The following is a 13,758-nucleotide window of genomic DNA, read 5'->3' on the forward strand; positions in this document are numbered from 1 at the left end:
AATGAATCAAGGCAGTAAGGTAACGGATCAATACCATCAACAGCACGAAATAGGGGCAGAGTTAGGAAGAGGTGGGCAAGGCATTGTTTATACAACTAGTGATCCTGATATTGCAATCAAACTAGTATTAACTAATGACGGCGAACCTTATACAGATAAGCACTATATCCATCGCTATCAAGAACAATTAAATAACTTACTAACATTACCTGTAAACCAAGATATCAACTTAGCAAGGCCAATCTATAAACTAAAAGATCATGCTGGTTATGTTATGCAACTGCTACGTGACATGAAACCTATAGAAGATTTTTTTGCCATTCCTTCTAAAGATCTTGAAAAACGAAAATATCCGCAATGGCTTGATGGTTTTGTGAAGGAAAAGCGTTTTCAGGACGCACATGCATTAGCTAATTATGCTCAAACAGGCAGTAGTAAAAGGCGTTTTCAAGTATTGATGCAGTGTGCTACACAACTTGCAAAGCTCCATGGTCAGGGGCTTGTCTATGGTGATATTTCAAATGAAAATGTTTTCTTCAGTGAAAATAAAGCATTTAACCATGTTTGGTTTATTGATGCTGATAATTTACGTTTTGAAAATAAAAACTCGAAAAAAGCAGTTTATACACCGGGATATGGTGCTCCAGAGCTGGTATTGGGATTAGTTGGATCAAGTACACGCACTGATGCATATTCTTTTGCCGTTTTAGCATTTAAATTGTTATCACTACTACATCCTTTTGATGGAGAAAAATTGCAAGGAGATAATGGGGTAGACTGGGCAGATGAAGAAGAATCAACATCAAATATGTCACTCGATGAGCAAGCTAGTGCTGGATTACTGCCTTTTATAGACGCTCCTGATGATGACTCTAACCGCAATCAATCTGGGTTGCCTCGAACATTAATTTTAACAGAAAAGCTTCAAGTACTTTTTAACCATACATTTAATAAATCACAGAAACACTCTTGGAAACGTCCACTAATGTTTCATTGGCCAAAGGCGCTAGCTCAAGCCGTAGATCTAAGTATTGAATGTGAATCATGCAATATGAGCTATCTAGAAAAGTATGCTTTAGCGGAAAATAAATGCCCCTATTGCTCAGCTAAAACTCCTCGTTATTTTTTGATACAGCGACATGCTATTAATCAATTCACTGGCTCTGAACTATGGCGTGCAGCTATACCTCGTCAGGAAGACGAAATTTGTTTGCCTAAACGGTTATTTACACCTTTCTGTTTGGATGATTTTGATGATGAATTCGCTAGGATATACAAAGAAAGTGATCACTGGGTATTATCATTATCCTTCAGTTATAGCCAACAAATAAATGTTGCGTTAAACGCTCCTGGAGAACATTTTTCAAAATTTGTTTCAAAATTAGAGTTAACTGAGGAAGAGCTTAAAAAGGGAATTTTATTACAGATTGACTGTGTTTATCCGCAACTTGTAACGATCATGCTTAAGGATGTTAAATGAATATTTCAGAAATAAGAACAGAGATTGAGTGTCAAGTATGGATACGCCTATTAAATGATTCTAATGTATTAAAACGAGAGCAATTGTGTGCATTATCTTATGATCATGGAAAGTTACAACTTATTTCGAATGGCCAGTGCATGATGTTCAAGTGCACTCAAACCAGAGAAGAAAATGATATAGTGATGCAATTTGCTAAGGGGTATAGCGCCCTTGCTAGTGTGACAAATATAGCACCTAACGGTACATACTTAGTGCGAATTGTTTATATTCATGGTGGCACTATTAATCTTTCTAATATTGATTTAGCTTTAGATGCTAATACCTTAGAACAAGCTAAAAAACTAAAAGTAGGAAATAATTTTAAGGAAATTTCACAGACATTAAAGTCTAAATTTATGTTTAGGTTTGATAGTAATAGTAATGACTACTATGCATTATCCTATCTGAGCCAGGTTGCTTTCGATGAAATAAGACAAATCGAACATTTAGAGAAGAAAGCTTTAAATGGTGATGATGCTGTGGAGCAGGATTCATTTAAAGAGCTTGCTTTAACTAACAATATGGTTCTTATTGGTGAAGGTATTCAACTTGCGGTTGGTGAATACAATATAGGTGAAGATACTTATTTAGGTTGTAAAAGGTTAGTTGAAAAAAGCAGGAAAGAAGTTAATAAAGCCATTCGATTAATTAAAATTAACTTAAGCTTTTCAGATATTGATAACCCTGCTGTTTTAGGGGCTTATGCTAAACAACAAATGCAAACTTTATCTAATCAAGAACAAGGGTATTTAAGTACTTGGGATAAATACGGTAATGAAGAGGGTAACATCTTACTTGAAAAAGCGAGATGGATTGATTACGTGTCGTATACAAATTTTGAACTATATAAAGATGGCAGCAGTATTGAAGTATTTGTAAATCAAGATTATCGCAAACAATTGCAATCAGGTGAATCCTTAGAGTTAGTCTCAGAAGATCCTGAGTATTTAGTAGATAAAGAAATGACATGGGATCAATATAGCAAAACTCAATTTGAGAAATATAAACAAAAACATGGTCTAAATTCAGGAATCGAATGGGGGAAATTTGATCCTCAAGAGCAAACTCTAGAGGAAAATGCTCAAATCGATGGAAGAAATAGTAACAAGATTACCCAGAAAAAAGATAATGATAGCCTTATCATTAGTATTAAAAAGGTGAATCAGCATAGCTTGGTGTTAGATGTCGACACCTTACCTGATAATGCAAAATTAATTTACTCAATAATGGGTGACCAGATACAAGTTGAAAGACGCATGGCAGCGAGGGAGCGCATTAGTCAGGGCACTAGCGCAATGCCATTGTTAGGGCTCATTATTGAAGAAGACGGTGTGGTTCCTCAGCGTAAAAAAGCAAACACAATAAAACCACTTACTAGCCATGTTGAGAGTAAAATATTCCCTAAAAATCGACCGACAGAGATGCAAGAAAAAGCTATTAAACTTGCTTTAAATACTCCAGATATTTGCATTATTCAGGGACCTCCTGGAACAGGGAAAACGACAGTAATCTCAGCTATTATTGAACGTTTAAATGAAATTTCTGATAAAAAAGAAGGGGTGCAAGGTGATATTTTAATATCTGGTTATCAGCACGATGCTGTTGATAACGTCTTATCAAGGTTAAGTGTTAATAGTTTGCCGTCAGTCAAGTTTGGTCAAAAAAATGGTGAAGAGTTAAATGCATCTAGTAGCGATAGTAAAATTGATTTTTGGCGTCATAATGTTGCTCAAGATGTACGGAATGTTAATCCAGAATTAACCCTTAGTACTAGTTACGATTCATTGCATCGCTTATATCAGAATTATTTATCTGCGCCTGATACGCATAAAGCATTGAGATTATTAAAGCTGGGATTAGATGTGGTTACAGATTTTGAACCACAGTCACTTTCAGAGCGATGTAAAGCTTTATCAGATGAGCTCGTTGAACAATCACGTCCTAAAAATCAAAGCGAGTTAAGATGTGTTCGCGCACTTCGCATAACTCTCAATGCTTTTTTAGATGATGGCCCCGCTCGAGCTTCAGTTCTTTTAGATAAGTTTTCTGATGAACTTTCAGAGTCAGACTCGTCATTATTAAAAAAGGCTATGATCTGGGAAAAGGGTAATAATCTAGACTTCTTAGACGAATTGAAACAGTTAAAAAAGAATTTATTAGCAAGATTTAGAGAAGAAATTCGTCTGAATACGTCTAAAGTTCGCCGGGATGTTGTTGAACTCATTCAAGATTGTTTAGCACAGCTTGAGTCAAGTACTAGTATTAAAGATCCTCAAAATAAAATTTTATCAAATTACTTGTTCGAGTTAGAGAATAACCCTTTAGGAATTAAGAAAGCTATAAGTGAATACAATCTTGTTTATGGAGCAACGACAGGTCAGTCAGAGGGGAAATCATTAAGGAAGGCTAAAGCTGGCGGTAAAGGATCCATTATTTTTGATTCCGTAATTATAGATGAAGCTGCGCGAGCTGCGCCAAGGGACCTTATGATTCCAATGGTACAAGCGGAAAATCGGATTATCTTAGTAGGAGATCATCGTCAATTACCACATATGGTAGAAGATCGAATTGTTGAAGCTCTGAAAGATGAAGATGGTAATAGCAAAATATATGAGGAGCATATTAAACACAGTATGTTTCAATATTTATTTAATAGATTAAAAAAACTAGAAAAACAGGACGGTATAACGCGGACTATTACGCTTGATGCACAATTTCGCAGTCATCCCTTACTTGGTAAATTTGCAAGTGATACTTTTTATCAACCTCATAGTGAAGCATATCGCTCTGATTTACCTGCTAGCTTATTTTGTCATCAGTTAAAGGGTATTGAAAACCAAGCTGCAGTTTGGGTTGATGTTCCTAATATTTCAGGAAAAGAAGAAAAGGATGGTAATAAGAGTACCTACCGAACAGCTGAAGCGAAAAAAATAGCTAAAAAACTGAGTCAATGGATAAATAGTGAGGAAGGCAAGACGCTATCATTCGGCGTAATAAGCTTTTATAAAGCACAAGTTAGAGAAGTATTTAAGGAATTAGTCAAATATGGAATAACTGAAAAAAACGGCGATGAATATCAAATTTGTGAGCAATATAAAATGCTCAGGGATACAACTGGTAAGCCCATTGAAGAACGGTTACGCATAGGTACTGTTGATTCTTTTCAAGGTATGGAATTTGATATTGTACTGCTATCTATTGTGCGTAGTTGTAACGAGCAAATACTAAATAAAAAAAATGTAAAACAGCACTCTATTTTTGGACATTTAATGTCGGTTAACCGTTTGTGTGTGAGCATGACAAGACAAAAAAGAACGTTAATTACTTTTGGGGACGTAAATTTTGTCTCGTCAGATAGGGCTCACAATGCGATTCCTGAAGTGGAAAGTTATTTAAAGCTTTGTCAGAAGCACGGATTAGTTATTAACGACAAAAATGAAAAAGTAGAGGTGGTTTAACGTGAGTAATTCTCCTGATTATATTGATGTTATTAGTGGTGATGAATCGATCACGAGACATAATCCGATAGCCGATTATGACCTTCTTTATCCATTATGGGCGTACAACATTACCTTACCGGTGGTTTCAAATAACAAGCTTAACCCTTTAGAAAATGTAGTTTATGAACTTATCGCAAATAAAGAAAATGATGCCGAAAAGATTGCAATGCTTATCGGATTAAAAGGCGAGTTAGTCGAATTTATTATTAGTCGCCTACAGCAAATAGGATTCATTAATAGTCGACTACAAACAATAGAAAGTACTCAGCAAAATATCTTAGATAATGATATTAAATATATTGCAGCGACAGTTTACTATGACATAAAGAATAAGATGTATTTACCGAGGGTAGTTAAAGAAGGTATGCCCATTTTTTATGCAAAAAAAGATAAAAACAAGTATAAATTTAAGATTGGCACTAGTGGTGAGTCAGAGGAAATAGGAGCTACGTGCATAAGTTTTGACAAGCAAACTGCCCCAAAGTTAATTCCCACCGATGCTTTAAATATTATTCGTAATTACCGTAATACATTAAAAAAAGAGCGCTTAACAAATAGCGAACCTAATGAATATTTAAACATTCCAGAAACTAGTATTGAAGTAGATAAATCTCCTCAACTTGTATATTTACACCAGCGGGTTTTTATTCCTGATAATAGTGCAGATGTATTTGTTACAAATGGTTTTAATGGAAGTATTAATCCTGCAGCAAGTAGAAGCTTTGAATGGCATAACAATTGGCTATATAACAAACTTAAAGAGAAGGCAGATAATAAAACATTACGTTCTAATCGTATTGAGGCTGCTATGGACTACAGCTCATTAGAGAAGTTAAATAGCGCATACCAACGATTAATAAGCAATACAATAACGTCATCAGCAAAGCGCAATTTAGCGGTTGATAACCAAGCTGATTTCTTTAAAACTGTGTATAGCGAATTAGAAAATTTACTAGCAAGATCTGCGTCATTGATACCTGCTAAGAATGTATTAACGCATATTCATTCAACTAATGCATCAGTTAATGGTCGAAATATTGCGAATAAAGTCAACGAAATAGGGTTTAATACTAACAAGCTTCCTAATTACTTCTTTAATGTTAAAAAAGGTACGTTTAGTTACTTAGATTATAACGATCCCAACATGACTGCAATGATTGCGTTAAATGTGATATCTGCAGAACAAGCAGTGAGTCATCCTTTTATTAAGTTAGCAAAAGAGAATCCTGATTTCTTTGAAAGAATCAATGTGCTCAAAAAACTGAGAGATGCGGCAAGCCATGGCGATATTGTTAGTGAAATTAAAGATAAATTAGAAATTAAAGAATGGTACCAGTGGATAGAGTCTGTATGCAAAGTATTTGGAAATGATATTTCTTGCCGAACTGTAAAAAATGGTATTGATCACCGAACAAATTTAGAACTAACTCTGAGTCGTGAAATAGATAAACATTTTAATTGGCATCAAAAGGCTTCTCTTCCTCCTGATGTAGTTGAAGTGATTCGTAGTGCATTAAAAAAACAATTGGAAAATAATTTGAGCGATACAGTGACTGATTGTGCATCGGCACTACAGAAGAGCTTTTACCATGCAATGAAATATTTTGAACCAGTGCGCAATATCTCTGAGTTACTCGCGGAAAGTCGTTCTGATGTGATTGCAAGAAAAATCACACCAACCAAAATTAAGCATGGACTTAATTCGAGTAAAGAACGCCTCGAACGGGCTTGCCAAGGAGTTGATAGTACTCTAGGTGCGAATGCGATGGCATTTATCTATCGGGCTGATGTTAATGACTTAGCAATGTTGTCTAATCTGGATAACTTAGTGTTAGTTACATCTCGATTGATTGAGCTCAGAGGGCACAATAGAAGATTAACAGAGGCTGATATATCGTTAGTAGATTTAGAGAAGTTAGTCACTACCGTATTTAAAATGATCAATGATTTAATGGAACGTTTTGGTGAGTAAACATAACCAATCAAAAGGTTAACCAAAAGTATTTTTAAGGAAGTAATCTCATGAATAAAATAGAAAAAAAGCAAGTTAAAAATAATGAACAAGCGCAACAACAAAATAATATAGAAGAATTATTGGCTAAACGTGAAAACGAACTTAATGCGCAGAAAAGTAAAATTGTGCGAAAGGAAAAAGATATTGATCAAGAGAGAGCGTTGCTTTTAGAAGAAAAAAAACAGCTATCGATTGAACTATCTAAAGCTAAAGAATTACAGAGTGTTCTAGAAAAAGAAAAAATAGCACTTAGTAACGAGCGTATTAATGTTGAAAAAGGATTACCACATCAAGTTGCTAACTATAAGAGGCAACTCGATGAACAAGTTAAACACAAAGAAAAACAATTGGATTTATTGAAAAATACTCTTGAACAATCGCGTGATAAATTATTAAAGGAACAGCAAGCTTTAATCGATAGGGCCGATCGTTTATTGCAAAATGAGCAAAATTTTGAGCTTACATGTCAAACAGAAAAGCAAGCATTATTAGATGCTGTTAATGCAGAAATTACAGCAAAGCGAGATGCTGTTAATGCAGAAATTACAGCGAGTAAAAATACCGCACATAATGCCCTTGATAATGAGCTGAAAGAAAAAAGAGAACAATTAGAATTTCAATACCAAGAATTAGCTAAGCAAACTGAAATTGTCACCAAGCAAAAAGCAGAAAATCAACTTAAAAAAGTAGATATTAAAGCAAAGAGGGAAGCGCTTGAGCAGCATATCAGTGAAGGTGTAGCAGATATAAGGGTAAGCTTAGATAAAAGTTTAAAACAAAAAGAAGATGAAATAGTGCGCTTACGTAACAGTTTAGAAGGTGCACAAATATCACTCGGTTTGTATAAAGATCTTGAGAAACAACTTGGTGCTGAACCCGCTCGAGTACTCGCAGAATTATCGGCAACGAAAGAGGAATTGAATCGTTTAAATGGTGAGTTGTTAGAAAGGCCAACGAAAGAGATAGAGGATTATTATGATAAGACTAAAGCTGAACTCATTAATGCTCAAGATCGTGCTGATCGGTTTGCTAATGAAAATCAACAGTTACAAAACCAAGTAAAAGACATAGAACAGCTTAGTTATCAATTACAACGTGCGGAAAGTGAACTTGATACATCGGAAAGTCTTTTTAGTTCTAAAGAAGCTGAGAATAACAAATTGAAAGCTGAAATAGATCGGTTAAAAGTAAGCTATGAAGATGAAAGTAATCGTGAAGAGCGTTTGCAACAGATTCAAAGCGGCGTGATTAGTCGACTAAAAGGCGAAAATGAATTACCCGTTTGGCCTGCTGACACTAAGGAGATATCTTGGCTTAATACTATTAAGAAGAAGATATCAAATTATGGGTTAGAGTTTGACTACCGAATTTTATATTCTTTTCATACGGCACTTAAAATTTCTGAATGGTCTCCATTAACAGTATTAGCGGGTGTTAGTGGAACTGGTAAATCTGAGCTTCCAAAATTATATGCTCACTTTGGTGGTATTAACTTTATGAGCGTACCAGTTCAGCCAAATTGGGATAGCCAAGAATCGATGCTTGGTTATTTCAATGCTATTGATAATGTCTTTGATGCACAACCCATCTTAAAGTTTTTAATCCAAAGTCAAACGGAAAAGTCTATTAACCCGAATGGTTTAAAAGACATGATGAATCTAGTGTTATTGGACGAAATGAATCTTGCGCATGTAGAAATGTATTTTGCTGACTTTTTGAGTAAATTAGAAGATAGACGTGGTGCGACAAAAGATAACTTACCTACGATAGAAATTAAACTTGGTGCTAAACACGAACCACATAAATTGGCGTTGGGTAGAAATATGCTATTCGCTGGGACCATGAATCAAGATGAAACCACGAAGGCACTATCTGATAAGGTACTGGATCGTGGAGTAACTATTTACTTTCCAAGGCCAACGACATTAATCGCCCGTAAAAAATTAGAAAAAAAAGAGGCTCCAAGTCATTTTTTATCAACGCAACAGTGGCATCGTTGGGTTAAGTTAGAAAGTAGCTTACCTGGTGCAGAGCATAAAAAATACAAAGGCATTATTGAGAGTATTAATAACCATCTTGGGGAGGTTGGTAAAGCGTTAGGTCATCGTGTTTGGCAATCGATAGAATATTTTATGGTTAATCATCCGCTTGTTTTAGCATTTTCAGCTAATGGATTTGATGATGCTAATTATAAAAAAGCATTACACTTTGCTTTTGAAGATCAGTTAGTGCAAAAAGTTATGCCAAAATTACGAGGCATTGAAACCCGTGGGATTGGTAAGGAGCGCTGTTTATCACCTATTCTAAGTTTATTAGACGATAAAAAATTCAACATAGTTGCTGATTTTGAGCGTGCTATGGTTATGGGACATGGTCAATTTATGTGGTGTAGCGCTGACTACTTAAATGATGATGAGAGCAAAAAAGAGTATCTAGAACTTGTTAAAGCAATACCTAATGATGTTAACAAACAACAACAACCAAAATTACAAAATAATATACAGAAGAAAATAGCCAAAAAAACAAGTCTAAGTCCTGAACAATTTAACGATTTAAATACATATGCAAGGAACAATAAGGTTGAAATTTCCGATTTGTCCTTCGAACAAATTGCAAATTGTCTTCAAATAAGTGGATTTGATGCCAAAGATATTAAAGAATATTTAGTAGAGAGCGCACCTAAGGTGCACGCATGAATAATGAGATAAAAAGCACGGTAGAATTGAGCACTTTTGCTCAATTCTACCGTGCTTTGAATAACAAAGATGCCAAAGCCCTGCTTGTCGCTTATTTACAAGATATATTCTTATCAAAAAATATTATTGAGCCTGTTACCGGTGAACCTAATTTAATGGCATTGAGTCACCTTGCTACCGCTCCTGAGCTACAATCTCAAGATAAATTTACACAACTATTATCTTATTGTGATGCTGCGTTAAAAACGGTGATCAACCATCCGCGCTATAAAGTTGTTCGAAAGCATGATTTTGTGCCTATTTATAAGGCGCAGCAGTTAGATAGCCGTTCTGTACAATGGTTATCACGTCAACCAGGGAATAATATTCGCCAAAAATTTTCTGCTAATCCCCATGTTTTAGCATTAACGCGGTGTAATAGTTTGGATACATTAGAAAATAGATTTGTTCACAATACGATTCAATACCTTGATTATTTGTTAGAGAGTAAGCGCGAAAATGGTGGTTTAAATGATGAGCAAGATTGGTTAGCACAAGAGCTAGATTTATGGGGCAGTAAAGAAGAAGTCAAAGAAATTAAGGCATGGCAGGCAATGCCACCCAATAATGTATTGCTCGAAGACAAAAGCTACCAAAAAATATGGCGAGTTGGTAATAAACTTAACCGACTTGATGATGAAATTGCACATATTTATAATCATGTTGAGATTAGTTTTTTACATCGATTGTGGTTAGGAATTGTTACGCATATTCAATCTGTTAACGGGGCTCACCTGTTAGAAAGCATGTTGTCATCCGATGTAACTGATTTGACCTATAAATATGCTTATGGCTCAGTTGAAATACTTGGTAAAAACCTAGAGGCTAGAGGCTCTTATAGATTAAATGAAAAAAAATATATTGATATAAGTGTTTCATTTAATGATCAAGAATCTAAAATAATATTAGTCGCTAATTTTGATGTGAAAAAATATTATACGATAAATATTTCGAGTGTTGGGGTTGTAGTATTTGATGAAAAAAATCGTCAAATAGAATCTTACTCATTGTTCAATCAAGATTTGCAAATGATGGGTGATCAAATTGTTCAATCTTGGCTTGGAGAGTCTGGTTTACCAAGAGTGTTTAAGGCGATAAACTCTGATTTTTTTGCAACGATTAATTTGTCATCCAGTATTCCATATGTTCGCTTCATGACTTCTGATATAGCTAAAGAAAAAGGGTCAGTAAAAAAACTACAAAGTGAAAGCCCTTTGCCACTACGATTGCTTGCCCAAAAAGATAATCATACCGGAGAAGTGTTAGATCTCTCGTTATCAACCGCAATTGACTTAGACCAAGATGCCGAGTTATTAACCTACGGATCTGTTTATGATGAAGATAATGCAAGTGTAATAGTAGACCTAATTGCTAAAAGTTTAAAAACACCCAAGGTTAATTATTTAGTTAGTGATTACATTAGTGATTTTGATTCTAAGGTAATTCGCAGTGAGTTCAATCGTGCTTTCTACAGAGCGACGCCTTTACCAAAAAGTATTGCAGCCGTTTTTGCCGTGCAAGCTAAAACAATGTTACCCATAAAAAAAGGAGAGTTATTTGTTGTATTAGAGCATGGGGGAAATGGGCTTTATGCAACACCAGTTATTGGTCAAAATAGCAAACAAAAAATTTATTGGGAGAGGCATCCGTCTTTTAAATTAGATAATAAAGGAACAATTAAACTTATTAATCAAGCTCTCAAGGGGGAATACCCCCAGGATGTCATAGATGCTTTCTGTTCGTCATTTAGTTATGCAGAGTTGATAAAAAATAATAGAAAGCCTGCGATAAAGTATAAAAGAAACTGGTATACATTGAGTGAAAGTAATAGGAATAAACTAGCATCTCATCATGTTGATATTGCTAAAAGTACTTTATCTCACTCACTCAAAGAAAATGGTATTAATGCATTTACATCGCTGAATATTATTACATTAGATCCATCGATAAAAACGAATGGTTTTGATAGTAAAAATACCTATAAAAACCTAGATATCACTCATGGCTCCCAAGCCCTTTTTGAATTAATGTCAACAAAAAGAAATACAGTCTATTGGCGAGATCATCTCCCTAAATTATTAACTCGCTTGCCAATGGAGGGTAGAGAGGTTGAATTGGTATTTGTAGATGATAAAACAACAATAGAGCCTAAACGAGGCAAGCGTATTTCGCTTGAACTAAAGAACAAGTTTACAATTCCTGCTGGAAAAACAAAAATTACGTTACCAATCTTTCAGGGACAAGGAAAAGATGTTAAGCGTTACAGCCTGACTCTAGAGCACTCTGCCTTTCCACTAACAACTGATATAGAGTGTATATTGGATTTAGGTTATACCTACGGCGATGAAGAACCTTATCAATTAGTCTTTAGACCAACTGGCGGTAATGCCCCTTTTAATCAGGTAATTGCAAAGTGGTCGAATTGGGAGATGACTCAAGAGCAAAAAAGAGTATGTCCAGAATATCCCAAAGTACAAACAATTCCTGAGCTTGCTGAATTTACTTCTCAAGGTAGAAGAGAGACAGACATATTAGAATGGTCTGAACGTGTTTTCAATGAAGTCCATGATTACTATGAGTTTTTAGTTAATGGGAAAAGTTCAAAACGTATTTCTATGCAAATAGATCCTTCTAGCTATTTCCAAGATAAAAATGGTAATAAATGCCAAAAACTTAATTTGGGTATAGGTGAAGTATTTATACATCAAGCCCAATTTGAAGATGGTTTATTTGCGCAATTACCGGATAAGATTTCAGGGAATTTAATTAAAAATGATAGGGGCCGCTATAAACTTAATGATATAACAGAAATTGGCGCAATACCTATGAGTGAGGTTAATCGTTTATCTGGAAAATGGCGATTCCCTATTTTAACTCTATTTGACCAAGAGCGAGAGATATCGAGCCTTGATTTCCCTAAGAACTTACACATAAGCGCTAACCTTGCTTTGAATAATGCAGTAGAGCTTTTAGGTCTCAATGTTCCAAATAAATTGGAACAGGAATTAAGGCAGTTCATCAGCTACTTTCATTGTAAGGTGCCTGAAAATATTGCGAATCAATGGATCGAAGATACTAAGTGTAAAAAGGGGTTACGACAATCAATGTTGAATATCTCCTATGCCCTGGGTGATTGTTCGACTGAATGGCAAAAAAAGCTGCTTAATAATATTCTAATGCCAATTGATGATATAGGCGGTACGCGCGCTGTTAGTTTAGAGATATTGGGTACAGCTATCTGGCGAAGTAAATCTTTGGTCTTCCAATTATCAAGTAAGCAAATTGATGTTTTGGTAAATAGAGTCTCTGATTTCATAACCAAGGATGAGTTAAACATTAAAAGCAATGATAAGCACTTCAAATGGAATTCTTTACTACGTCGATTAGAGCTAGTCTTTGCACTTATACGTCTTCGAGAAAGCGATAAACTAGGTATAGCAGGCTCTATGGCTGTAGGTAGTGTAAATTCAGATAAATTATTAAATGCAATACAATTATTAAATGAAAATGTAGGCGGCACATTATTTAATGTTATGGAACGAGATAACAAAGTAAAGAGTCGGGTTCATTTAGGTAATATTAATAAGCCAGAAGCATTTAATAAAACCCCTGATTTACTATATGCTCTTAATATGTATTTATCTGGTGATGATGGAGCTAGTAGTATCATGATTAGTGAAATTTCTGCGGAATAGTAATGGATAGTTTCAGCCATAGTAATTAGCTATCACTTAAATAAATTCACGACACGAATGGGCCAAGCAAGCATCAAGAGTATCAATTAAATCACTGTGTTTTGAACTTGTAAATATTACATTGTTAAGGTAAGAATCACTGGGCTCAACTAATTTTTGTACTTGCACCATCTTCTGGTGCAGGTCCTTAACAAATGCTGAAAATTCAACTAGTAGTACATAAGATTAAACGACTTAATTAGAAACGTTATTTAAGCAATTTGAAATATGAACTTAATTGGTGCGTGCGGCT

At 35.0% G+C, this 13,758-nt stretch carries 5 protein-coding genes; all 5 read left to right on the forward strand.

What is annotated here, in order from left to right; translation table 11 throughout:
- Position 1 precedes the first annotated feature (1 nt).
- From ACHUE3_RS04655 to ACHUE3_RS04675, 5 genes are read left to right on the forward strand one after another with little or no spacing between them, the layout of a single operon-like run.
- Positions 2–1,480, forward strand: coding sequence for a protein kinase domain-containing protein (locus ACHUE3_RS04655; protein ID WP_394190669.1), 1,479 nt, complete (start codon positions 2–4; stop codon positions 1,478–1,480).
- A complete protein-coding gene (locus tag ACHUE3_RS04660; protein ID WP_394190671.1) occupies positions 1,477–4,980 on the forward strand; it encodes a DEAD/DEAH box helicase in 3,504 nt (1,167 codons plus the stop codon). Before ACHUE3_RS04655 ends, ACHUE3_RS04660 begins: the two co-directional genes overlap by 4 nt.
- 1 nt (position 4,981) lies before the next feature.
- Entirely contained in the window at positions 4,982–6,994 is a 2,013-nt protein-coding gene (locus tag ACHUE3_RS04665) for a hypothetical protein (RefSeq protein ID WP_394190673.1), read from the forward strand.
- Positions 6,995–7,044: 50 nt separating this feature from the next.
- Positions 7,045–9,732, forward strand: a complete 2,688-nt coding sequence (locus ACHUE3_RS04670; protein ID WP_394190675.1) for a hypothetical protein — start codon at positions 7,045–7,047, stop codon at positions 9,730–9,732.
- A complete protein-coding gene (locus ACHUE3_RS04675; protein ID WP_394190677.1) occupies positions 9,729–13,466 on the forward strand; it encodes a DUF2357 domain-containing protein in 3,738 nt (1,245 codons plus the stop codon). Before ACHUE3_RS04670 ends, ACHUE3_RS04675 begins: the two co-directional genes overlap by 4 nt.
- The last annotated feature ends 292 nt before the right edge of the window (positions 13,467–13,758 follow it).

This window comes from Pseudoalteromonas atlantica (genome assembly GCF_043641955.1).
GTDB lineage: Bacteria > Pseudomonadota > Gammaproteobacteria > Enterobacterales > Alteromonadaceae > Pseudoalteromonas > Pseudoalteromonas atlantica_A.